The sequence below is a fragment of the Nocardia sp. NPDC004582 genome (genome assembly GCF_053602115.1).
On the sequence record NZ_JBSGCY010000011.1, the window covers coordinates 60,983 to 84,774 of the forward strand.

Genomic DNA, 23,792 nt, shown 5'->3' on the forward strand with positions numbered 1-23,792 from the left:
CTCACGGTGAGCGTAGTGCCAGGTCCTGACGCTTTCCTGACGGATCCGGGCGGTATTTCGACGACCTGGGAACGACGCGCGGAGCGACGCTGTAAGCGGAGCGTCAACGCGCCCGCCTGGGACGCTAAGAAGGCGTAAAGGTCCTCGAATAGGGGCTTATCGGGCGCTTGACTCACTCCGGCGCGTCTTGGGACGTGCCGTTCAGAGAGAGGTTCGAGAGATGTCCGTCGTGGTGTTCACGGTGCTGACGGTGGCGATTTTCGCCCTGTTCGGCTTGATCCAACGCGGGGTGGAGCGGCTGTGACTCAGAACATTGTGGGTCTGATTCTGGCCGTGGGGATCGCTGTCTACCTGGTGGCGGCGCTGCTGTATCCGGAGAGGTTCTAGTGAGCACGACTACTGCGGGGATCCTGTTCGCGGTATCCCTCATCATCGCGCTGGCCGCGGTGCATGTGCCGCTGGGCGATTACATGTACCGGGTCTACAGCGGCGAGAAGCACAACAAGGCCGAACGGGGCGTTTATCGGCTGATCGGCGTCCAGCCGGGCGTCGAGATGACCTGGGCGGTGTACGCGCGCAGCGCGCTGGCCTTCTCGGCCATCAGCGTGCTGGTGTTGTTCTTCCTGCAGCTGGTTCAGGGCAAACTGCCACTGCACCTGAATGATCCGGGCACGAAGATGACTCCGGACCTGGCGTGGAACACCGCCATCAGCTTCGTCACGAATACCAACTGGCAGAACTACGCCGGGGAATCGACGCAGGGGCATGTGGTTCAGGCCGTGGGCCTGTCGGTGCAGAACTTCGTCTCGGCGGCCGTCGGTATGGCCGTGGCGGTCGCGCTGGTGCGCGGCTTCGCCCGGCACCGCACCGGCGAACTGGGCAACTTCTGGGTGGATCTGGTGAGGGGAACCACCCGAATCCTGTTGCCGCTGGCCGTGTTCTTCGCGCTCGTGCTGGTCGCGGGCGGCGTGATCCAGAACCTGCACGTGTACGACCAGATCGCGCGGACGGTCGGCAACACCGGTTCGCAAACCCTGCCGGGCGGACCCGTCGCCGGCCAGGAGGCGATCAAGCTGCTCGGCACCAACGGCGGCGGATTCTTCAACGCGAACTCCGCGCACCCGTTCGAGAATCCGACCGGGTGGACCAACTGGGTCGAGATCTTCATGCTGCTGGTGATCAGCTTCTCGCTGCCGCGCACCTTCGGCCGCATGGTCGGATCCCCCAAGCAGGGTGTGGCCATCGCCGCCGTCATGGCGACCCTGGCCGTGCTCAGTCTGACCGTGATGAACATCTTCCAGTTGCAGCATCACGGCACTGTGCCGTCCGCGATCGGCGCGTCCATGGAAGGCGTGGAAACCCGCTTCGGCGTATCGAATTCGGCGACCTTCGCCACCGCGACCACCCTCACCTCCACCGGTGCCGTGGACTCGGCGCACGACTCGTACACCAGCCTCGGCGGCATGATGACCATGTTCAATATGCAGCTCGGTGAGGTCGCCCCCGGCGGTACCGGGTCGGGTCTGTACGGGATGCTGATCCTCGCGGTCATCACCGTGTTCGTGGCGGGCCTGATGGTCGGCCGCACCCCGGAGTACCTGGGCAAGAAGATCACTCCGAAGGAGATCAAGCTCGCCGCGGCCTACTTCCTGGTGACGCCGTTGATCGTGCTGACCGGAACCGCTGTCGCGATGGCCCTGCCGGGGGAACGCGCGAGTATGGCGAATTCGGGTCCGCACGGGCTTTCGGAAGTGTTGTACGCCTTCACTTCCGCGGCCAACAACAATGGTTCGGCCTTCGCCGGCCTGTCCGGCAATACCGTGTGGTGGAACACCGCACTCGGTCTGGCCATGGTGTTCGGCCGTTTCATTCCCATGATCTTCGTGCTGGCGCTGGCCGGTTCGCTGGCGGCGCAGGGGCACACCCCGGCCTCCGAGGGCACGCTGCCGACGCATCGGCCGCAGTTCGTCGGCATGGTCGCGGGCGTCACCGTCATCCTGGTCGCGCTCACCTTCCTGCCGATGCTGGCGCTCGGCCCGCTCGCTGAAGGAATCCACTCATGAGCACTCCCACTCTCGATTCGGCGCCCGCGCAGACGGCGCACAGCAATCCGAAACGCGGTGTGTCAGCGGGGTTGTTCGACCCGAAGATGCTGATCAAGTCGCTGCCGGACGCGTTGAAGAAGCTGGATCCGCGCGTCATGTGGCGCAATCCGGTGATGCTGATCGTCGAGATCGGCGCGGTCTGGACCACCATCCTGGCCATCGCGAATCCGACGTTCTTCGCCTGGGCCATCGTCGTCTGGCTGTGGCTGACGGTCATTTTCGCCAACCTGGCCGAGGCCGTGGCCGAGGGCCGTGGCAAGGCGCAGGCGGACACGCTGCGCAAAGCCAAGACCGACACCGTCGCTCGCCGCCTCGCGAACTGGTCGCCCGGCGCGCGCGTCGTCGAGGAGCGGGTGGCCGCTCCGGAACTGCGGCGCGGCGACTACGTGGTCGTCGAGGCGGGCCAGGTCATCCCCGGTGACGGCGATGTCGTGGAAGGCATTGCCTCCGTGGACGAATCGGCCATCACCGGCGAATCCGCCCCTGTCATCCGCGAATCCGGCGGTGACCGGTCGGCGGTGACCGGCGGCACCACGGTGCTGTCGGACCGCATCGTCGTCCAGATCACCCAGGAGCCCGGCGGCTCGTTCATCGACAAGATGATCGCGCTGGTCGAGGGCGCGTCGCGGCAGAAGACGCCGAACGAGATCGCGCTCAATATCCTGCTGGCCGCGCTGACCATCATCTTCGTGTTCGCGGTGGCGACCTTGCAGCCGCCCGCCATCTTCTCGAAGGCCAACAACCCTGGCGTGCTGGACAATCCGGCCCTGGACGGCAATGGCGTCACCGGTATCGTGCTGGTCTCGCTGCTCGTCTGCCTGATCCCGACGACCATCGGCGCACTGCTGTCGGCCATCGGCATCGCGGGCATGGACCGCCTGGTGCAGCGCAATGTGCTGGCCATGTCCGGGCGCGCCGTGGAGGCCGCGGGCGACGTGAACACCCTGCTGCTGGACAAGACCGGCACCATCACCCTGGGCAACCGCCAGGCCTCGGACTTCGTGCCGATGCCCGGCGTCACCGCCGACGAATTGGCCGACGCCGCACAGCTTTCCAGCCTCGCGGACGAGACGCCCGAGGGCCGCTCGATCGTCGTCTATGCCAAGGTGGCGTACAACAAGCGTGAGCGCACCCCCGGCGAGCTGACCGGCGCGACCTGGGTGGAGTTCACCGCCCAGACCCGTATGTCGGGTGTGGATCTGTCCGACGGACACCAATTGCGCAAGGGCGCGGCCAGCGCGGTCACCGAATGGGTGCGCGCGCACGGCGGCGAGATCCCGAGCCAGGTGGGCGAGACCGTCGACGGTATCTCCGCGTCCGGCGGCACCCCGCTGGTGGTCGCGGAGATCAAGCAGGACACCGCCAAGCTGCTCGGCGTCATCCATCTCAAGGATGTGGTGAAGCAGGGCATGCGGGAGCGCTTCGACGAGATGCGCCGCATGGGCATCCGCACCGTCATGATCACCGGCGACAATCCGTTGACCGCCAAGGCCATCGCCGACGAGGCGGGCGTGGACGACTTCCTCGCGGAGGCGACTCCCGAGGACAAGCTCGCGCTCATCAAGAAGGAGCAGGCCGGCGGCCGCATGGTCGCCATGACCGGTGACGGCACCAATGACGCGCCCGCGCTCGCGCAGGCCGACGTGGGTGTCGCCATGAACACCGGAACGTCCGCCGCCAAGGAGGCGGGCAATATGGTGGACCTCGATTCCGACCCGACCAAGCTGATCGAGATCGTCGAGATCGGCAAGCAGCTGCTGATCACGCGTGGCGCCCTCACCACGTTCTCGATCGCCAACGACATCGCCAAGTACTTCGCGATCATTCCCGCGTTGTTCGTGTCGCTGTTCCCGGGCCTGGATCTGCTGAACGTGATGCGGCTGCACTCGCCGCAGTCGGCGATCCTGTCGGCGGTCATCTTCAACGCCCTGGTCATCGTGGCGCTGATCCCGCTGTCACTGCGCGGCGTGAACTACCGGCCGTCGAGCGCGTCGAAACTGTTGAGCCGCAACCTCTACATCTACGGACTCGGTGGCATCATCGCGCCGTTCATCGGGATCAAGCTCATCGACCTTGTCATTCAATTCTTCCCGGGGATGTCCTAATGCGTATGTCAGCCTGGATCAGGCAGCACATCGCGGCGCTGCGAGCGCTGCTGGTGCTCTCCGTGATCACCGGAATCATCTATCCCGCCGTCGTTCTCGGTGTCTCGCAGCTGCCGGGCCTGAAGGACAAGGCGAACGGCTCGCTGATCGAGCGGGACGGCAAGGTCGTCGGGTCCAGCCTGATCGGTCAGGCCTTCACCGACGCCAAGGGCAACGCGCTGGTGCAGTACTTCCAGACGCGGCCGTCCAATGCGGCGTGGTCCGACGAGAGCACCGACGGCTACAACGCGCTGAACTCCGCCTTCGGCAATATGGGCCCGGAGTCCACCGTGGACACCCTGGACGCACAGGACCCGAGCAAGGACAAGCTCAGCCTGCTGAGCACGGTCTGCTCGCGCAGCGCGGCGGTCGGCAAGCTGGAGGGTGTGGACGGCAGCCGTCCGTACTGCACCTCCGGCGGCGTCGGCGCGGTGCTGGCGGTCATGGGCGAGCGTGACGCGCACGGCCTGGTTACCCACCCGACCAAGGTGATCAGCGTCAACGAGGCGTGCTCGACCGATCCGAAGCACGAGACCACCCCGTTCCAGGCGGCGTACGAGGGGGTCGAGGTGGAGTGCGCCAAGCGCGGCGAGGACTACTCCGCCGGTCAGATCGTGCCGATCCGCGGCGACGCCTCGGCCGACACCCCGGTGCCGACCGACGCCGTCACCGCCTCGGCCTCCGGGCTGGACCCGCAGATCTCCCCGGAGTACGCGGCCATCCAGGTGGCGCGGGTCGCCAAGGCGCGTAACGTCTCTGTCGACCAGATCAAGTCGCTGGTGGATGCCCACCGCAGCGGCCGGGCCCTGGGCTTCCTGGGGGAGCCCACGGTCAATGTCGTCGAGCTGAACTACGACTTGGACGGCAAGTACCCGTTCAAGGGTTGATCAGCCGATTCCCGGGGTCCGGTCGCCTCGCTCACGAGGGCGACCGGGCCCCTTGGCGTTTCGCTACTTCTCCGGGACGCACGAGGTCGGGTTGGGCAGTTCGCCGCACGGGGTGTTGCCGTGTGACCGCAGCACGTCCTTGCCGGTGCCGCCGGTGAGGAAGCGCAGGAACGACGCCGCCAGGGAATCGGCGGGAAGTTCGCCGTTGCTGTAGGCGTATTCGACGCTCCAGAACGGATAGGTGTGGTCGAGTACCTGGTCGCGGGCGGGGGTGTGGCCGTCGATGGTCACCGCCTTCACCCCGGAGGTCTTGGCGATGTCGGAGTACTCGCTGTATCCGATCGCACCGGGCAGCTCGGCCACGGTTTTGAGCATGTCGTTGGTGACGGGGGCCTCGCAGAACGCCACCCCCGGCGGGTTGGTGGCCGCCAGGGTGCGGCAGCTGGTGGCGGCCGGCGCCGGCGGCTGGTCGTCGCCGAGCACATGCTTGCGGAAGGTCTCGCGGGTGCCCGAGCCCAGCGGCCGATTCACCACGCGCACCGGCAGGTCCGGGCCGCCGACCAGCTGCCAGTTGTCGACGCGGCCCGCGTAGATATCGCGAATCTGCGGCACGGACAGGTCGTGGACGCCGACGCCCGCGTTGACGATCACGCCGAACAGCGACAGGGCCAGTGTGCGGGGGAGCAGCTTCGGATAGCCGACGCCCTTGGGGCCGTCGGTGATGGCGAGCAGGCCCGGATTGTCCTTGCCGTCCTCGTCCACCCGGGTCAAACCCCGTTCGCTGCCGTCGAATTCGAAGGCGAACTCGGCCTGGGAGCAGCGTGCGGCGTACCCGGCCGCGGCGTCGCGCACGGCCGGCGCGAAGGCGGTGGAACCCACCAGGGTGAGCTTGCCGGACGCGCAATCGGCGGCGGTGGCGCTCTTGTCGCCCAGGCCGGTGAAGAACTGCACCGCGATGACCACCACCAGGAATCCGGTGAGCCACAGCAGTTTCGGCGAGACGCCGCTGCGGCTGCGCGTCTCGGCGACCCGGCCGCCCTTCAGCTTGGCCCGCACCACCGGCGGCGGGTAGTCCCCGGCGCCCGCGGTCCGCTGCAGGATGGCCAGGATCTTGTAGTGGTCGCCCCGATCCATCGGCACCTTGGGCAGGTCGATGATGCCGGTCCGCTGCCGGGTGTCCTCGCGGCTGCCGATCCCGGTGCCCGGGGCGAGACTGTCTCCCATGGCGGCATCCGATAATTCGGTCACCGCCATGCCGATGATCCGCCGATGCGGGAAGTGCACATGCAGCCCCACCCGCTCGGCATCCGGCGACGCGTAATCCGTGCCGTCGATATCGGTGAGCCCGTTGTTCTCGATGCGCACCAGCACCACCGACAGATCCTGCAGATCCGGTGCGGCGCCGTCGCCCGCGGGCCGCAGCTGCGGCAGCACGCCCGGGAACACCGACTCGATCTCCCCGGTGACGGGCGTGTCCATCTGCACCCGATACCCGAGCCGCTTGCGTCCCACCAGCACGAATTCCCAGACGAAGGCGACGATCGGCACCGTGATACCGATGAGCGCCAGCACGATGTCGAGCGGAAAGCCGTTCACCGAAACCCCGAATTCCGTTGTCCTGTCGCGTCATCGGTAGACCCTACTGACCCGGGTATGGAATCGGTAAAGATGGGGAACTCGGACCCGCGCCGCAGGCCCTAGAACCGCCGCGCACCACAGATTTTCGATCCTTGGCGGTGCCGTGTCGCGGAATAGCGTTGACAGGCCGGACGGGCATGTGGCTGGCTGGCCGTATGGGGCGTATCGACGGAACCGGTCGCGGCGACGGCGGATCCGGCGGGGTCAGGGTGGCGGCGGTGGGTGATCTGCACCTGCGGGAAACCCTGCGCGGCCGGTTCCGGCCGGCCCTGCTGGAATTGGGCGAACGGGCGGACGTGCTGTTGCTGGGGAGCTGACGCGGCCGCGCGAGGCGTAAACCCGTCGCGGGTATTCTTTTACGCAATCTGTACTCATGGCGTGCCGGGAAGTCTGGTCGGCCGGTCCGAAACCTCGGGCCGTAGGGTCCGACCTGGGAGTTTCCATGCGCCGCCGGTTTTCGATCTTGACGTATATTGCTGCGGTGAACGCTCGGCCATCCGCCGTATCCTGCAGTTATGCATGCTGCTCAGATTGCCGAGGAATATCCGGTGATCGACCTGGACTCCGACGCGATCGACGCCGCGCGGCTCCTGGCCGAGCATCGGCTGCCGGGCATCCTGGTGACCGACGCCGACGGATCGCCGCATTCGGTGCTGCCCGCCTCGCAGGTGGTGTTGTTCATCATCCCGAAGTATGTGCAGGACGATCCGTCGCTGGCCGGGGTGCTGAACGAGTCCATGTGCGGTCAGGTGGTGAAGCGGTTACGCGGCAAGAAGGTCCGCGACGTGATTCCCGAGTGGCTGACCAAGATCCCGGCCGCCAAGGCGGACGACAATATCGTCGAGGTCGCGGCGCTCATGGCGAAATACAAGTCGCCGCTGGTGGCGGTGCAGGACGGCGAGCAGCTGCTCGGCGTGATCACCTCCTCGCGGCTGCTGGAAGTGGCGCTGGCGAACTGAGCCCGCCGGGGCGGCGGCCGTGAACGTCGCCATCGCGATCGCGGTCTTCACGATCGCCTATGTGCTGATCGCCTCCGAACGCATCCACAAGACCGTGGCAGCGCTGGTCGGCGGCGGCACGGTCATCGCCGTCGGCATCATGGACTCCGACGACGTCTTCTACTCCCACGAGACCGGCATCGACTGGAACGTCATCTACCTGCTGCTTGGGATGATGATCATCGTCGGGGTGCTGCGGCAGACCGGCGTCTTCGAATACGTCGCCATCTGGGCGGCCAAGCGCGCCAAGGGTTCCGCGCTGCGGGTGATGATCCTGCTGGTACTCATCACCGCCACCGCGTCGGGGTTCCTGGACAATGTCACGACCGTGCTGCTCATCGCCCCGGTCACCTTGCTGGTGTGCGAGCGGCTCGAGGTATCGCCGACGCCGTTCCTCATCGCCGAGGTGCTGGCCTCCAATATCGGCGGCGCGGCCACCCTGATCGGCGATCCGCCCAACATCATCATCGGCAGCCGGGCGGGCCTGTCGTTCAATGACTTCTTCCTCAACCTGACCCCGATCGTGCTGATCGAGCTGGCGGTGTTCACGCTGCTGCTGCCGCGGCTGTTCCGGGGCTCCTTCGACGTCGATCCCGAGCGCGCGGCCGACATCATGGCGTTGAACGAGCGCGAGGCGATTCGCGATCCGCGTTTGCTGATCAAATGCGGAATTGTGCTGACCGCCGTTTTCGCGGGATTCTTCGGCCACCCGATCTTCCACCTGGAGCCGTCGCTGGTCGCATTGCTGGGCGCGGGCGCGCTGGTGCTGATTTCCGGTCTGCCGCAACGTGATTACCTGTCCGCGGTGGAATGGGAGACGCTGCTGTTCTTCGCCGGTCTGTTCGTGATGATCGGGGCGCTGGTGAAAACCGGTGTGATCGGCCGCTTGGCGAAATTCGCGACCGAACTCACCGGCGGAAACGCGCTCGTGGCAACCATGCTGATACTGGTGGTCTCGGCGGTGCTGTCGGGTGTCATCGACAACATCCCGTACGTGGCGACCATGAGCCCACTGGTGGCGGAGCTGGCCGAGCACGTCGACCAGCCCGGCCGGGCGGACGCGCTGTGGTGGGCGCTGGCGCTGGGCGCGGATTTCGGTGGCAATCTCACAGCAGTCGGGGCCAGCGCGAACGTGGTGATGCTCGGGATCGCGCGGCGCTCGGACCATCCGATCTCGTTCTGGGAATTCACCCGCAAGGGCATTCTGGTGACGGCTGTCACTATTGTGGTGGCCGCGCCCTATCTCTGGCTGCGCTATTTCGCATTCGCCTGACCAGCGCAAAAGGGCGCATTCCGGACACCTCCTGTGTGGCGATTGGGGTTTTTCGCGGACCCTGACCGACAATGGCAGCCGCCATGTCCATATCCAGCACCGATCATCCGACCGCGCCCGATCGCGACCGCCAGCCGGTCCCGGGCGCCCCCGTCAGGCCCGGCTCCTACCGACACGATCTGGACGGCCTGCGCGGCGTAGCTATCGCCCTGGTGGTCGCCTTCCACATCTGGGCGGGACGGGTGTCGGGCGGCGTGGACGTGTTCCTGGTGCTGTCGGGCTTCTTCTTCACCGGCATGCTGGTGCGCCGCGCCGACACCGGTTCGGTCGGTGTGCTGCGGACCGCGCGGCGCACGCTGCGCAGGCTGCTGCCCGCCATGGTGGTGGTGCTGGCCGCGGTGGTGGCGGCCGCGGTGGTGCTGCTCCCGTACACCCGCTGGTCCGATATCGCGGGGCAGACGCTGGCTTCGCTGTTCTACTACCAGAACTGGTATCTGGCGCTGTCCTGGTCGGACTATCTGGCCGCGGATCCATCGGTGAGCCCGTTGCAGCATCTGTGGTCGATGTCGGTGCAGGGGCAGATGTATCTGGCGCTGCTGCTGGTGGTGGCGCTGGTGGCGGCGGCGCTGCGGCCGGCGCGGACCTGGAAACCCGCTGCCGCGCATCCGATCCTGCGGCGGCTGGGCCGCGACGGGCTGCTCCGCGCGACGCTCGCGGTGGTGTTCGCGGTCGTCGCCGTGATCTCGTTCAGCTATGCCGCCGAGGGCGTTTCGACCCAGCAGGGCTGGAACTACTACGACACCTTCGCACGCGCCTGGGAACCGCTCGCGGGCGCGTTGCTCGCGCTCGGCGCTCCGCTGGTCCGGCTGCCCACCCCGGCCCGGGAAGCGCTGGCCTGGATGGGAATCGGGGCGATCGCCTGCTGCGGCTGGCTGGTCAACGGCGTGCTGGTGTTCCCGGGCCCGGCCGCCCTGATCCCCGTGCTGGCCACGGCCGCACTGATTCTCGCGGGCGGGGGCCGCGACACCGCCGAGCAGCCGCTGGTCAACCGAGTGCTGGCCACCGGTCCGATCGTCGGGCTGGGTGGCTTCGCGTACGCGCTGTACCTGTGGCACTGGCCGATTCTGATCTTCTACCTGGGTGAACAGCATCAGCGCCGGGCCGGAGCGCTGGACGGTCTGGTCATCATCGTGGTGTCGCTGCTGCTCGCCTACGTGACCCATCATCTGGTCGAGGAGCCGCTGCGGGAGCGGGCCAAGCCCGCCGCGCCGCAGCGCGGTCGCGTGGCGGCCGGGCTCGAGCGTCTGCTCGCGGGTACCGGTCCCGGTCGTCTGCTCATGCTCCCGGTCCGCCTGCTGGCCGGGCGGGCCGGTCTGCTCACCGGTATCGCGGTCACGACCGTCGGTGCGCTGCTGCTGGGTTCGACGGTGGCGTGGCAGTGGAGCAACGGCGCGAAGGCGCACGCGGTCGGCCGGCTGGATCCCGCGAAGTACCCGGGCGCGGCGGCCCTCACCGATCACGCCCTGGTGCCGCGCGCCCCCATGCGCCCCACCACCGAGGAAGCCCCCGCCGACATCGCCTATCCCACCCGCGACGGCTGCATCTCCGACTTCGACACCCGCGCGGTGATCACCTGCACCTACGGTGACCACGACGCCCACCGCACCATCGCCGTGGTCGGCAATTCCCATGCCGAGCACTGGATTCCGGCGCTGCAGCTGCTCGGCGAGCAGCACCGTTTCCGCGTCGTCGTCTACCTGAAGATGGGCTGCCCGCTCACGGTCGCCGAGGAGCCCATGTACAAGGGCCAGCAGAACCCCGACTGCAAGGACTGGTCCGCCGAGGTGATCGACCGCCTGGGCATCGAGCAACCCGACTACGTCTTCACCACCGCCACCCGGCCCAGCGACAATGGCGGCGACGAGACCCCGCAGGACTACATCGACGTGTGGTCGGCCCTGTCCGATCGCGGCCTGCAGGTCATCGGCATCCGCGATACCCCGTGGTTGCGCCGCAACGGCATCCGCTACCGCGCCATCGACTGCCTGGCCGGCGGCGGCGACCGGGTCACCTGCGGGCTGAAGCGCTCCGAGGCCCTCTCGCCCCAGAACCCCGCCGAGGGCCCCGCCTCCGCCTTCCCGAACCTGCATCTGATCGACCCCAACGACGCGGTCTGCGAACCCGAGGTCTGCGCGGTCGTCGAGGGCAATATCCTCGTCTACCACGACGAACACCATTTGACCGCAAGCTATTCGCGGTCGCTGGCCCCCGAGCTCGGGCGCGAGCTGCGCCCGATCCTCGGCTGGTGGTGATCGCGTCCGGCGCTAGTCGCCCAGCGGTTCCATTCGCAGCGGCACGCCGATCCGGTTCCACAGGTTGATCTGCGCGGTCACCGCGACCAGTCCCGCCCGCGGGCCCTCGTCGAAGTGCTTCTCGACGCCCGCCCAGATCTCGTCGCTCACCCCGTGCGCGCCGAGTCGCGTGGCGGCCTCGGCGTATTCCAGCGCCGCCTGCTCGGCCGGGGTGAACAGCGCCGATTCCCGCCACGCGTTGAGGTGCCAGAGCCGCCGTTCGGTCTCGCCCAGCTTGCGGGCCTCGGTCGAGTGCATGTCGACGCAGAACAGGCATCCGTTGATCTGGGAGACCCGGATCTTCACCAGCTCGCGCACGGTGGCGTCGAGCGGGCCGCGCCGGATCGCGGTCTCGGCGGCGATCCAGGCCTGGTAGACCTCGGGGGCCGCCTCGTGCATGGTCAATCGCGACATGGTGTCGTCCTTCCTGGGATGGTGTGCACCCCTTGGACGAGACAGGTCCCGCGGACGTGACGGGCGGGCGGCTGTGGCCTCGATCACGCGGACGGTACGGCGGTCGCGCTGCCGTTGCCTTGCAATAGCCGAAATTGGCCGAAACACCCCAAGGCGGACAATAATCCGCACGTGGGAACAGTTCTACTGATCGCCGTGAGTCTGTTGTGCTTCGTCACCGGACCCGCGTTGGCGCTGGTTATCGTGGCCGCGGTGCGGGGGTCTACCCGGCATGTCGCCGCCGAACTCCGGCGTGGCGGGGGTGAATCGGGTTCCGGCGGACCTGTCACGCGATCCACCGGAACCCGATCCGGCACCGGTCACCCCTGAGCCGGTGCGCGGGCGAGCCCGCTACGGCCGCGTCAGTGAGGCGTAGCGGGCAATGTGCTGGTCGGTGGTGCCGAACTCGTACTGGACGGCGGTCAGGCGTTTGAAGAAGTGGCCGATGGCGAGTTCCTCGGTCATGCCCATGGCGCCGTGCAGCTGCACCGACTCCTGGCCGATGCGGCGGGCGGCGCGGCCCACGGTGGCCTTGGCGGCCGAGGCCGCGCGGGCCCGCTCGGCGGCGGGGGCGTTCAGCTTCAGGGTCACCAGATGCGTTGCGGCCACGGCCTGTTCGAGCTCCAGCAGCATGTCCACCATCCGGTGCTGCAGCGCCTGGAAGCTGCCGATCGGGACGCCGAACTGGCGGCGCTGCTTGGCGTAGGCGACGGTGTCGTCGACCACCTTGCGCATGGCCCCGACCGCCTCCGCGCACACCGCCGCGATGGCCTCGTCCACGGTCGCGGCGATCGCCTCGCCCGCGGACGCGAGCAGCAGGGCGTCGGCGGGGACGCGCACACCGTCGAAGCTCAGGTCGGCGGCCTGGCGCTCGTCGATGGTGCGGTAGGCGCGCGCGGTCAGGCCCGCGGGCGGCGCGGCCGGATCGACATCGACGGCGAACAGGGCGATCTCGCCGTCCGCGACCGCCGTCACCAACAGGTGGGTGGCCAGCGGGGCCGCGGTCACCACCGTCTTCTCGCCGGTGATCACCCAGTCGTCGCCGTCGCGCACCGCCGTGGCCGCCACCGCGGTGTAGTCGTAGCCGGAACGCGGTTCCAGTGCGGCGAATCCGGTCACCACCGCACCGGCGGCGATGCCCGCCAGCAGGTCCTCGGCGCGCTTGCCGGCGGCGCGGCGCAGCAGGCCGCCGCCCACCACCACGGTGTCCACGTAGGGCTCCAGCACCAGGGCCGCGCCCAGGGCCTCGGCGATGATCATGGTCTCGACCGGTCCGCCGCCGATGCCGCCCGCCGACTCCGGCAGGCTCGCACCGAGAATCCCGACCTCCTCGGCCAGGCCGCGCCAGATCTCCGGCTGCCACCCGGCCCCGGTGCGCGCCGCGGCCCGGCTCGCCTCCAGGGGGTAGCGGGCCGTCAGGAACTCGGTGACGGTGTCGCGCAGCAGTTCTTGTTCCGCGGTGAAAGAGAAGTCCATGTCACAGTCCCAGGGTGGCTTTGGCGATGATGTTGCGCTGAATCTCGTTGCTGCCGGCGTAGATCGAGCCGGCGCGGTCGTTGAAGTACCGCAGCGGGGCGACCGCCTGCCATTCCTCGCCCGCGACGAAACCGTCGGCGGGCGGGGTGAAGTCGGCGATCGGGCCGCCCGGCATGGTGGCGTGCGGCTGGTAGGCGCGGCCGCGCGGACCGGCCGCCTCCAGCGCCAGCTCGGTGAGCGCCTGGCTCAGCTCGGTACCCAGGATCTTGAGCGTGGACGCCGCCGGGCCCGGATCCTTGCCGCTGGAAACCAGTGCGAGGGTGCGGTATTCGAGGATCTCCAGCACATCGGCGCGCAGCCGGGCATCGGCCAGTTTGGCGGCGAAGGCGGGATCGTCGATGAGCGCGCCGCCGCCCGGGGCGACCTGCTCGGTCGCGGCCTGGGCCAGCTCCTCGGCCATCACCTGCAGGGCCGGGGCCACCGCGCCGCCGCCGCGCTCGAAGTTGAGCAGGAACTTGGCCACGGTCCAGCCGTCGTCGATCTGCCCCAGCACGTTCGCCTTCGGCACCCGGACCTGATCGAAGAACACCTGGTTCTGCACCTGCTCGCCGGAAGTCATGACCAGCGGCCGGATCTCGATGCCCGGGGTGCGCATATCGATCAGCAGGAAGGTGATGCCCTGTTGCTTCTTGGCCTGCTTGGAGGTGCGGACCAGGGCGAAGATCCAGTTCGCCTCGGTGGCGTGGGTGGTCCAGATCTTGGAGCCGGTGACCACCAGGTCCTCGCCGTCGGCGACCGCGGCCATGGACAGCGAGGCCAGGTCCGAACCGGCCTCGGGCTCGGAATAGCCCTGGCAGAAGAAGACCTCGCCGGTGAGGATGCCGGGCAGGAAGAAGTCCTTCTGCTCCGGGGTGCCGAACGCCATGATCGCGTGCGAGACCATGCGAATTCCCATGGGGGACAGGTTCGGCGCCCCGGCCAGGGTGCATTCGCGGCCGAAGATGTAGTGCTGGGTGAGGCTCCAGGCGCAGCCGCCGTACTTCACCGGCCAGGCCGGGGCGGCCCAGCCGCGCTCGTGCAGGATGTGCTGCCACTGCATGCTGGCCTCGTGGTCCGGGTAGACGCTGGTCGCCAACCGTCCCGCTCGGCGTAGATCGTCGGTTAACTTTTCGTCGAGAAAGCTGCGCACTTCATCACGAAACGCCAGATCAGCAGGCGACCAGTCAAGGTCCACGATGACTCCTTGTCCGAGAACTGGCACCAACCATCTCACCGCATCCCCCCTGCTGGCAAATGTGCTGGCACCCGCCATCACTTGAATCCCTTGAACATTCCAATGTGGAGGTTTATCCTGGATTAACGTTCCACAATGGAATATCCGGCAGTGCCCGACCGTTAAGGATCGACATGGACATCACCACCGGCACCCGCGCCTCCGGCGCCGAACGCGCCCAGATCGCCGATCTGCTGGGCCGCCACCTGTCCGAAGGCCGCCTGGACCTCGCCGAATACAACGACCGCCTCACCAGCGTCTACGCCACCACCACCCGCGAAGACCTCCAGCTGGTCCTGCGGGACCTGCCCAAACTCCCGAAGGCCGTTGCGCCGCAGACCACTTCGCGCACCCGGCTGCCGCTGTGGCAGCGGATCGAGGGCAGCGCCTGGCTCGGGGTGAGCCTGCTGTGCCTGTTCATCTGGGCCGCGATCTCGGTGGCCGCGGGCGAATTCACCTACCCCTGGCCCATCTGGGTCATCGGCCCCTGGGGCGCGGTGCTGATCTTCCGCGTCGTCATGGGCTGGGAATCGGCCGCCTGGAACCGCTACCGCGCCCGCTGACCCGCGACCCGGATGGCGCCGTGGCGCAGAAGGGACGCGGGGTCGGCATACTCGGGGCAATCTTCGGGGAGCGGGTAGTCTGAGCCGCTGTGCACCTGAAGAGTCTGACGTTGAAGGGGTTCAAGTCCTTCGCGTCCGCGACGACGTTGCGATTCGAGCCGGGGATCACCTGTGTGGTGGGGCCCAACGGGTCGGGCAAGTCGAACGTCGTCGACGCGCTCACCTGGGTGATGGGTGAGCAGGGCGCGAAAGCGCTGCGGGGCGGGAAGATGCAGGACGTCATCTTCGCCGGTACCGCGGGCCGCGCCCCGCTCGGTCGTGCCGAAGTCACGCTGACCATCGACAACTCCGACGGGGTGCTGCCCATCGAGTACTCGGAAGTGTCGATCACCCGCCGCATGTTCCGCGACGGCGCGGGCGAGTACGAGATCAACGGCAACTCCTGCCGGTTGATGGACGTGCAGGAACTGCTGTCGGACTCCGGTATCGGCCGCGAGATGCACGTCATCGTCGGTCAGGGGCAGCTCTCGGCGATCCTGGAGTCGCGGCCGGAGGATCGGCGAGCCTTCATCGAGGAGGCCGCGGGCGTGCTCAAGCACCGCCGCCGCAAGGAGAAGGCGGTCCGCAAGCTGGACGCCATGCAGGCCAATCTGGCCCGTCTCACCGACCTCACCACCGAACTGCGCCGCCAGCTCAAGCCGCTGGGCCGGCAGGCCGAGGTGGCGCGTCGCGCCGCGACCGTCCAGTCCGAACTGCGGGACGCCCGATTGCGGCTCGCCGCCGACGATCTGGTCAGCCGCCGCCGCGAACTCGAGAGCCAGCAGAGCAAGGAGGCCTACGCGCGCGAGCAGCACGTCACCGTGCAGGCCGAACTCGACGCCGCCAATGCCGCACTGGCACAGCAGGAATTCGAGCTGTCCAAGCTGACCCCCAGCGCCGAGGCCGCCGCGCAGACCTGGTTCCAGCTGTCCGCGTTGACCGAACGCGTCAACGCCACTATCCGGATCGCGCGTGATCGCGCGCGCAACCTGACCATCGAGCAACCGACCGGCACCGGCCGCGACCCGGAACAGCTGGAGCGCGAAGCCGATCGGGTCGAGGCCGAAGAAGCCGAACTGCGCGAAGCCGTCGAAATCGCCACCGAGACCCTGGAAGCGGCGCGCGAGCAACTCTACGAACGCGAGCAGGCCGCCAAAGCCGCCGAACAGGCCCACCTGGCCGCGGTCCGCGCCATCGCCGACCGCCGTGAGGGCCTGGCCCGGCTCTCCGGTCAGGTCGACACCCTGCGCATCCGCGCCCAGTCGGTGGACGGCGAGGTGGCCCGCATGTCCACCGCCATCACCGAGGCCCGCCGCCGCGGCGAGGACGCCAACGCCGAATTCGAAGCCGTCCAAGGCGAACTCGACGAACTCGACGCGGGCGAGGAAGGCCTCGACCACGCCTACGAGCACGCCGCCCAGGCCCTCGCCCTGGCCGACCAGCGCGTCACCGAACTGCGCGAACAGGACCGCGAAGCCGGACAGCGCGTCGCCTCCTTGACCGCCCGCATCGAAGCCCTGGCCATGGGTTTGCGCCGCAAGGACGGCGCGGCCTGGCTGCTCGAGAATCGCTCGGACGGCCTGCTCGGCCCGCTGTCCGGATTGATCCGCGTGCACGGCGGTTTCGAAGCCGCGGTCGCCGCAGCGCTCGGTCCGCTCGCCGACGCGGTGGCCGCTGATACGGGTCCGTCGGCCCACGCCGCGGTCCGCGCGCTCAAGGATGCCGACGGTGGACGCGCGGCCCTGGTGTTCGCCGACGCAGCGGGCTCACGACCTGACGGCGGGGCGAGTGCCGCCGGTCGGCCGGCATACACCGACCCGGCTGCGCCGGTGAACACGGCGTCGACGGGAGACGCCGTGCCCGCGGGTGGCGGGGTCGCCCTGGGAGACGCTGCCGCAGCGGGACGGTATGCCGGTGCGGGACAGGTGGATTCGCGACTGCCCGGGAGCGCGCGGTGGCTGGCCGAGGTGGTGGACTGCCCGGCCAACCTGCGCGGTGCGATCGCCGCCCTCACCACGGGCGTGGTCGTAGCGGACGATCTCGCCACCGCCGCAGAGGTCATCGCCGCGCGCCCGGAACTGCGGGTCGTCACCCGTGAGGGCGACATCACCGGCAGCGGCTGGGTGCTCGGCGGCTCCGACCGCGCTCCCAGTCAGCTCGAGGTGCAGGCCGACATCGACTCCGCCACCGCCGAATTGGCGTCCTGGCAGCGGCAGGCCGAGGAGCTCGAGGCCGCGCTCGCCGGGGCGCTCGCGGAGCAGGCCGACCGCAAGGAAGCCGTCGACCACGCCCTGCTCGCCCTGCACGAATCCGACCAGGCCCTGGTCGCTATCTACGACCGGCTGGGCCGCCTCGGCCACGCCGCCCGCGCCGCCCAGCGCGAATGCGACCGGCTGCTGGCCCAGCGCGCCGACGCCGAGACCGGCCGCGAGGACACCCTCGCCAAACTCGCCGAACTCGAGGACCGGCTGCGGCACGCCGAGAACGAACAAGCCGACCTGGACCCGGAAGCCGCGGGCACCGAGACCGCCGGGTACGCCCGCGAGGAGGCCGCCGCCGCCCTCGCCGAGGTCCGCTCCATGGAGGTCGAGGCCCGCCTGGCCGTGCGTACCGCCGAAGAACGCGCGGAATCGGTACGCGGCAAAGCCGATTCGCTGCGCCGCGCCGCCCGCGCCGAACGCGAGAACCGGGCCCGCGCCGAACGCGCCCAGTCCGCCCGCCGCCAGGCCGCCGCCCTCGCCGCCGTGGTCGCCGCCTCCGCCGAGAAGATCGCCGTCGAACTCGAACAGGTGGTGGCCCAGGCCGCGGCCCGCCGCGACGAATTGGTGCGCCGCCGTACCGAATACGCCGCCAAGGTCGAACAGACCAAGGAGCGCTCGCGCGCCCTTGCCACCCAGCTCGCCCAGCTCACCGACACCGTGCACCGCGACGAGGTGGCCCGCGCCCAGGCCGCGCTGCGCATCGAACAGGTCGAGACCACCATCGCCGAACAGTTCGGCGTCAGCCTCGACGACCTCATCGCCGAATACGGCCCCGACGTCCCCATGCCGCCCACCGCGCTGGAGATGATGGAGTACGAGCAGGCCCGCGACCGCGGCGACGCGGTCAGCGAACCGCAGCCCATGCCCTACGATCGCGCCACCCAGGAACGCCGCGCCAAGCGGCTCGAGAAGGACCTGGTCACCCTCGGCAAGGTGAATCCCCTGGCGCTGGAGGAGTTCGCGGCGCTCGAGGAGCGCTACACCTTCCTCAACACCCAGCTCGAGGACGTCAAGAAGGCCCGCCAGGACCTGCTCGACGTGGTCGCCGAGGTCGACGAGCGCATCCTGCAGGTCTTCACCGAGGCCTACGAGGATGTGGAACGCGAGTTCACCGGCGTCTTCGGCCGCCTGTTCCCCGGCGGTGAGGGGCGGCTGCTGCTCACCAATCCCGCGGATATGCTCACCACCGGCGTCGAGGTCGAGGCCCGCCCGCCGGGCAAGAAGGTCAAGCGGCTGTCGCTGCTCTCCGGCGGCGAGAAGTCCTTGGCCGCGGTCGCTTTCCTGGTGTCGATCTTCCGTGCCCGGCCCTCGCCCTTCTATGTGATGGACGAGGTCGAGGCCGCGCTGGACGACACCAACCTGCGCCGGCTCATCGGACTGTTCGAGCAGCTGCGGGAGAAGAGCCAGCTGATCGTGATCACCCACCAGAAGCCGACCATGGAGATCGCCGACGCCCTCTACGGCGTCAGCATGCGCGGTGACGGCATCACGCAGGTGATCTCGCAGCGGATGCGCGGGGAGAACCTGGTCGGCGCGACGCCGTAGCGTCGCCACGGTGTCCCGGTGAGCGGGAATTCATCCCCATGTCAGAGTGAAACACCTGCGCGTCCCATTGGGTTGCCGCTAGCGTCCGGCCCCATGAAGCGCTCCATCGCCGTCCTGGCCGCCGGACTCACCGTCGGCCTCGCCGCCCCGCTCCCGCTCGCCCTCGCCGACACCGGATCCGCCGGGTCCGGATCGGGCACCGGATCGCTGTCGGGCTCCGGCGGCGGCAATGCCAACCTGCCGCCCTACAGCCAGTGGATCAGCGACGTCACCACCGTCGCCACCGCCGCCCAGACCTACCTGACCACCGCGCTGCCCGGCGTCACCAAGCCGGCCATCGTCCTCGACATCGACAACACCTCGCTGGAGACCAGCTACCACGCGGCGCCCATCACCCCGGCCATCCCGCCCGTGCTGGCCCTGGCCAAATGGGCGAAAAGCCAAGGCGCGGCGATCATCTTCGTGACCGGCCGCCCCTCGGTGATGAACATCTACACCCAGATCAACCTGACCACGGTCGGCTACCCGGTCGACGGCCTCTACGGCGGCGGCCTCACCACCGGCTCCGCGGGCGCGGGCGCGCTCGCCGACTACAAGACCGCCACCCGCGCCTCGATCGAGGCCCAGGGCTACACCATCGTCGCGAATATCGGCAACAGCGCCTCCGACCTGTCCGGCGGCCACGCCCAGCAGACCTTCAAGCTGCCCGACTACAACGGCGCGCTGAACTGATCCAGCCGGACCCCGATCGAGCGCGCGCTCGTCAATCCAGCAGCGACTTCAACCGCGCCGCACCGGATTCGGCGAGCCACGCCTCGAAAGTCCGCAGGCCGGGATGGATTTCGCGGACCGCCGGAATATCGGCGTGCCAGCCCCGGCCCTCCCGGGACAGCCGCCAGACCACACCGACCTCGGGGCCCATGGCCTCGGCGTCGGCCTGCGACGCCTCCACGTAGCGGACCTGGTGGCCGGTCGCGGCGGTGATGGCCGCCGCGGCCTCGGTCATGGTCAGGGCGTCACCGGCCAATTCCAGCACCTCGCCGTGGAATCGGGCCGGATCGTCGAAGGCCAGCCGCGCGATCACCGCGATGTCCTCGAGCGCGATGGACTGGATCGGCTTGTCCGCCGGGAACAGATGCCGGTGCACGCCGTCATCGATGCCGTCCACCGGGAAGCCCCGCATGAGATAGTTCTCCATGAACCGGGCCGGACGCAGGATCGTCCAGTGCAGGCCGCTGGCGCGCAGCGCGTCCTCCACGCGCCGCTTGCCCTGCGCGCCCCACTGACCGTCCTCGGTCAGGGAGGCGACGGTGGTGAACACGATGAACTTCACCCCGGCGGCGGTCGCCGCGTCGATGAAAGCGGTGCCGCGCGCGACCTCCAGGTCGACATCCCAGCCGTCGGGGCCGAAGGCGGCGGGCGGCACCAGGAACGCCGCGCCCACGCCCGCCAGGGCCGGGGCGAGGGTCTCGGGACGGTCGAAGTCGCCGACGGCGAGCTCCGCGCCCGCCGCGGCGAGGGCCTGCGCCGCGGCCGATTCCGGATCGCGCACCAGCACGCGCACCGACCGGCCCGCGTCGAGCAGCCGGCGGGCGGTGACGCCGCCCTGCTTGCCGGTCGCGCCGGTCACCAAGATCGGGTCATGGGGAGCAGACGCCAGATCCTTCTGAGAAGACATTGTCACCCGTTCGTTCGGTAGTATTCGGGTCGGTCGACCCGGATATGCACGCTAGGACCGCCGCGTTCGCGTTGGCCAGCACCGGAAAGGACGCGCGTAACGAAATGCCCGCACCCACCACCAGCCTCGCCCCCAACGCCCGCGCCGACGCGCGCCGCAATCGCGCCCTGGTCCTGGCCGCCGCGCAACGCGCCCTCGCCGAGGGCGGGCTCGCGGTCTCCCTGGCCGAGGTCGCCCGCCGCGCCGGGGTCGGGGCGGGCACCGTCTACCGCCATTTCCCCACCAAGACCGCGCTGCTGGAAGCCGTTATGCAGCAACGCATCGACCGGCTCACCGGCCTGGCCCACCGGCTGCGCGACGCCCCCGACCCGGGGGCCGCCTTCTTCGCCTTCTGCACCGAGGTGATCACCTCCAGCCATCGCAACCAGGCCGTGTGCGACATGGTCAACAATGACGGCTGGCCGCGCGAACTGGTGCGCGACGCCGGCGCCCGCTTCCACACCGCCCTCGACGACCTGCTCACCGCCGCCCAGCGTCAGGGCTCCGTCCGCGCCGACCTCACCCTGCCCGACGTCCTCGCCCTGTTCACGGGTTGTGTTGCGATCCAACGCCTCTCCCCGGACCAGGGGCTGTCCCGCCCCGCGGCCCTGATCCTGGACGCCATGCGCGCCCGGCCCCCGATCCGGTCCGTGACGAAACGCCGGAATGCGATCGTCGCGCGTGACGAAACGGCCGCTCGTGACGAAACACCGGCCCCGCACTGCCCGATCTGCGCCACACCGATCCACCCGACCGGCACCGGCCGCCCCGCCCGCTACTGTTCGGCAGCCTGCCGGCAGAAGGCCCACCGCCGCCGCCACGCGGTACCCGCCTGACCCTTCGCGCGGTCCGCGGTGAAAGCCTTTGGGGCCCTTCGTGACCTGCGTGTGCCCAAACGGATGCGAAGGTGTGACGAGGGCCTGGAAACGGCGAAAAATACTGGTAGAAGGCCATATACGGCGTTGCGGTATGGACCCGCGCACCGGTAACGGGGCAGTACGCTCCCTGCGTGGTTTGGGTGTCGGCCGCGGCGTTCGGTGCCGCATGGTGGCTCGGTTTGTATCTACTGGCGCGGGATCCGCGAAAGCTGTTGTTACGCAGAGCGGCAATCGGATTGCTGGCGTTCGCCGCGGCGGTGGTGGTGGATCGGATGGCGGGGGGAAGTCCCTGGTTCGACGGTGTGCGCATCGTGCTGGTGTGCGCCCCGGTGCTGGCCTTCAGCGGCGCCTTCGTGCGGCTGCTGCCCGCCGGGGTGGAACGGATCGACCGCTGGTGGCGGGCCGGGCTGGTGCCGCTGTGCGGGCTGCTGGCCATGCCCGCCGCGGGCGGCTTCCTGCCCGCGGGCTACGTACTCGGCGCGATCACCTTGCTGGCCCTGCTCGGCACCATGCTGGCCATGCTCGGTCAGCAGGCCGAATGGTCCGAGGACTCACGGCGTTCCGCGGCCGGGCTGCTCACCGTGGGCGCGCTGCTGCTCGGGCTGAGCGCGGCGCTGATCCTGCTCGGGTTCAATGTGCTGCCCAGCACGGCCATGCTGTCGGTGACCGCCGCCGACCTGGTGGTGCTGGGCCTGGGCATCGCGGTGCTCGACGCCTACGACGAGGGCGAGGCGCTGCGCGCGGACATGACCCACTCGCTGATCATCTCGGCGGCCACCGCGGCGGTGTTCGGCGGCCAGGCGGCGCTCACCCTGACCCTGGCGGGGGAGCGGCCCGCCCTGGTGGCCCTGTTCTTCGGGGCCATCGCCGGGTCCATCACCCTGCAGGTGCTCAGCGGCCCGCTGCACGCGGGCGCGGACCGGGTGGCCTTCGCCTCCGATCCGCGACTGTGCGCGGCCCGCGTCGAATTGCGCAGCGCCACCGAGGCTTTACTGCGCAAGGGCGTCGACGACCAGAGCCGGGCGTGAACGACTAGAGCAGGTCGCTGACGTCGTCGGGGACGTCGACGGCGTACTTTCTGAGCGTCTCCATGGGCACCACCTCGAGGGCGTTCTCATGGGTGGCGGCCAGCACCACGGGCGCGGCCACCCCGTCCTCGTGGGCGTGCAGCCAGCGCACGGCGACCACGCACCAGCGGTCGCCCGGCTGCAGGCCGGGGAAGTTGTTGTCCGGCCGCGGGGTGACGAGGTCGTTGCCGATCGACTTCTGGTGCTCCAGGAATTCCGCGGTCACCACCGTGCACACGGTGTGGCTGCCCAAATCCTCGGGACCGGTGCTGCAGCATCCGTCCCGGTAGAAGCCGGTGAGAGGATCGGTGCCACACTCCTCCAGCGGTCCCCCAAGCACATTTCGATCGGTCACGTCGCCGATCCTATTGTCTCGGTGTCGCATTCGCCGCTCCTTCCGCACTGTGGCACGTAGTCGAGCAGACCGGTTGGTAGATGGTCGGATTTTCGGACCACACCCCGGCGTGTCGATACACCGCACGGCCCCGCCATGTGATATCTGCCACGGCCCCCGACGCGACGGTAGGTGCGTGAATCCGACATCGCAACCACCTCTGAAAGGATGGGGCGGTGACGACTGCAGAAGTTTGGATTCTCATCGCCGCCATCGCGGCGGTGCTGCTCGTGGCGCTGGTTGCCGGATATGCCCTGAACAAGCGCCGCCGGATCTCGCTGACCCAGGAGATCACCGAGACCAAGGAGCTCGCCGACCGGTCCGGCGGATACCAGGCCGCGAGCGGATTCAGCTTCAGCCAGGGCGCGACCGCTCCCGAACGCGAGCAGGTCCCCGCCACCAAGCCCAAACCGGTGCCGCTCCCGCCCGAGCGCACCGACGACGAGGGCCAGCCCCATATCGGCGACGACGCGGCCATCCCGCGCGACTCCGGCAAGCGCAGCATCCACGATGTGCGCCTGCCCGAACCTGTCCAGGGGCCCGAACCCGCCCCGGCCGCGCAGGCCGTCACGCCCGCCGAGGACACCGCCGCGACCGACGAGACCGTCGCGACGGATACGACCGCCACCGATGCGTCCGCCGCGACCGATACGACCGCCGGCGGCGATGAGTCCGTCGCGACCGACGAGGCGGCCGCGGCGGCCGGGGCGGGCACGCCGGACTCCGCGGC

At 69.1% G+C, this 23,792-nt stretch carries 18 protein-coding genes and 1 pseudogene; 13 read left to right on the forward strand and 6 right to left on the reverse strand.

All coding sequences use genetic code 11. The features are described from left to right. Positions 1-315 precede the first annotated feature (315 nt). Genes kdpF through ACWELJ_RS05895 form a run of 4 tightly spaced genes read left to right on the forward strand, consistent with a single transcriptional unit; the run spans position 316 to position 5,136 of the window. On the forward strand, positions 316-387 hold the full coding sequence (gene kdpF, locus ACWELJ_RS05880) for a K(+)-transporting ATPase subunit F (protein ID WP_452365058.1): 72 nt from the start codon (positions 316-318) through the stop codon (positions 385-387). Continuing rightward, positions 387-2,063 carry a potassium-transporting ATPase subunit KdpA gene (gene kdpA, locus ACWELJ_RS05885; RefSeq protein WP_452365039.1) on the forward strand — a complete coding sequence of 559 codons (1,677 nt, stop codon included), beginning with the start codon at positions 387-389 and terminating at the stop codon, positions 2,061-2,063. Before kdpF ends, kdpA begins: the two co-directional genes overlap by 1 nt. Next, positions 2,060-4,210, forward strand: coding sequence for a potassium-transporting ATPase subunit KdpB (gene kdpB, locus ACWELJ_RS05890; protein ID WP_452365040.1), 2,151 nt, complete (start codon positions 2,060-2,062; stop codon positions 4,208-4,210). The genes kdpA and kdpB overlap by 4 nt, the downstream gene beginning before the upstream one ends. Further along, positions 4,210-5,136, forward strand: a complete 927-nt coding sequence (locus tag ACWELJ_RS05895) for a potassium-transporting ATPase subunit C (RefSeq protein WP_452365041.1) — start codon at positions 4,210-4,212, stop codon at positions 5,134-5,136. The genes kdpB and ACWELJ_RS05895 overlap by 1 nt, the downstream gene beginning before the upstream one ends. Positions 5,137-5,199: 63 nt before the next feature. On the opposite strand, the gene ACWELJ_RS05900 is transcribed toward ACWELJ_RS05895, so the two are convergent. Continuing rightward, positions 5,200-6,732 (reverse strand): substrate-binding domain-containing protein, encoded by a 1,533-nt coding sequence (locus tag ACWELJ_RS05900; RefSeq protein ID WP_452365042.1) that lies wholly within the window; start codon positions 6,730-6,732, stop codon positions 5,200-5,202. A 557-nt stretch (positions 6,733-7,289) separates the two neighbouring features. Here ACWELJ_RS05900 and ACWELJ_RS05905 point away from each other — a divergent pair. From ACWELJ_RS05905 to ACWELJ_RS05915, 3 genes are all read left to right on the forward strand, one after another. Next, on the forward strand, positions 7,290-7,733 hold the full coding sequence (locus ACWELJ_RS05905; RefSeq protein ID WP_452365043.1) for a CBS domain-containing protein: 444 nt from the start codon (positions 7,290-7,292) through the stop codon (positions 7,731-7,733). Between the two features lie 19 nt (positions 7,734-7,752). Further along, positions 7,753-9,045, forward strand: coding sequence for an SLC13 family permease (locus ACWELJ_RS05910; protein ID WP_452365044.1), 1,293 nt, complete (start codon positions 7,753-7,755; stop codon positions 9,043-9,045). Between the two features lie 83 nt (positions 9,046-9,128). Beyond that, complete coding sequence (locus ACWELJ_RS05915; protein WP_452365045.1) at positions 9,129-11,357, forward strand: acyltransferase family protein; 2,229 nt, start codon at positions 9,129-9,131, stop codon at positions 11,355-11,357. A 12-nt stretch (positions 11,358-11,369) separates the two neighbouring features. On the opposite strand, the gene ACWELJ_RS05920 is transcribed toward ACWELJ_RS05915, so the two are convergent. From ACWELJ_RS05920 to ACWELJ_RS05930, 3 genes are all read right to left on the reverse strand, one after another. Further along, on the reverse strand, positions 11,370-11,810 hold the full coding sequence (locus ACWELJ_RS05920) for a carboxymuconolactone decarboxylase family protein (RefSeq protein ID WP_452365046.1): 441 nt from the start codon (positions 11,808-11,810) through the stop codon (positions 11,370-11,372). Positions 11,811-12,200: 390 nt separating this feature from the next. Beyond that, positions 12,201-13,325 carry an acyl-CoA dehydrogenase family protein gene (locus ACWELJ_RS05925; protein ID WP_452365047.1) on the reverse strand — a complete coding sequence of 375 codons (1,125 nt, stop codon included), beginning with the start codon at positions 13,323-13,325 and terminating at the stop codon, positions 12,201-12,203. 1 nt (position 13,326) lies between these two features. Next, complete coding sequence (locus tag ACWELJ_RS05930; RefSeq protein ID WP_452365048.1) at positions 13,327-14,559, reverse strand: acyl-CoA dehydrogenase family protein; 1,233 nt, start codon at positions 14,557-14,559, stop codon at positions 13,327-13,329. 173 nt (positions 14,560-14,732) lie between these two features. On the opposite strand from ACWELJ_RS05930, the gene ACWELJ_RS05935 reads away from it, so the two are divergent. The 3 genes from ACWELJ_RS05935 (at position 14,733) to ACWELJ_RS05945 (ending at position 19,738) form a co-directional block, all read left to right on the forward strand. Further along, positions 14,733-15,161 (forward strand): DUF1707 SHOCT-like domain-containing protein, encoded by a 429-nt coding sequence (locus ACWELJ_RS05935; protein WP_452365049.1) that lies wholly within the window; start codon positions 14,733-14,735, stop codon positions 15,159-15,161. An 89-nt stretch (positions 15,162-15,250) separates the two neighbouring features. Then, positions 15,251-19,006 (forward strand): AAA family ATPase, encoded by a 3,756-nt coding sequence (locus ACWELJ_RS05940; RefSeq protein ID WP_452365050.1) that lies wholly within the window; start codon positions 15,251-15,253, stop codon positions 19,004-19,006. Between the two features lie 93 nt (positions 19,007-19,099). After that, a complete protein-coding gene (locus tag ACWELJ_RS05945) occupies positions 19,100-19,738 on the forward strand; it encodes an HAD family acid phosphatase (RefSeq protein ID WP_452365051.1) in 639 nt (212 codons plus the stop codon). A 31-nt stretch (positions 19,739-19,769) separates the two neighbouring features. Here ACWELJ_RS05945 and ACWELJ_RS05950 read toward each other — a convergent pair whose 3' ends face one another. Further along, on the reverse strand, positions 19,770-20,684 hold the full coding sequence (locus ACWELJ_RS05950) for an NmrA family NAD(P)-binding protein (protein WP_452365052.1): 915 nt from the start codon (positions 20,682-20,684) through the stop codon (positions 19,770-19,772). Positions 20,685-20,788: 104 nt separating this feature from the next. Between ACWELJ_RS05950 and ACWELJ_RS05955 the strand changes: the two genes are divergently transcribed. Continuing rightward, on the forward strand, positions 20,789-21,559 hold the full coding sequence (locus ACWELJ_RS05955; RefSeq protein ID WP_452365053.1) for a TetR/AcrR family transcriptional regulator: 771 nt from the start codon (positions 20,789-20,791) through the stop codon (positions 21,557-21,559). A gap of 173 nt (positions 21,560-21,732) precedes the next feature. After that, complete coding sequence (locus tag ACWELJ_RS05960) at positions 21,733-22,629, forward strand: hypothetical protein (RefSeq protein WP_452365054.1); 897 nt, start codon at positions 21,733-21,735, stop codon at positions 22,627-22,629. A 4-nt stretch (positions 22,630-22,633) separates the two neighbouring features. On the opposite strand, the gene ACWELJ_RS05965 is transcribed toward ACWELJ_RS05960, so the two are convergent. Beyond that, the gene (locus ACWELJ_RS05965) at positions 22,634-23,023 is read right to left on the reverse strand and encodes a DUF2237 family protein (protein ID WP_452365055.1); all 390 of its coding nucleotides are present in this window, start codon (positions 23,021-23,023) and stop codon (positions 22,634-22,636) included. A 215-nt stretch (positions 23,024-23,238) separates the two neighbouring features. Between ACWELJ_RS05965 and ACWELJ_RS05970 the strand changes: the two are divergent. Then, a pseudogene (locus ACWELJ_RS05970) lies at positions 23,239-23,792 on the forward strand (signal recognition particle-docking protein FtsY); the annotation flags it as partial.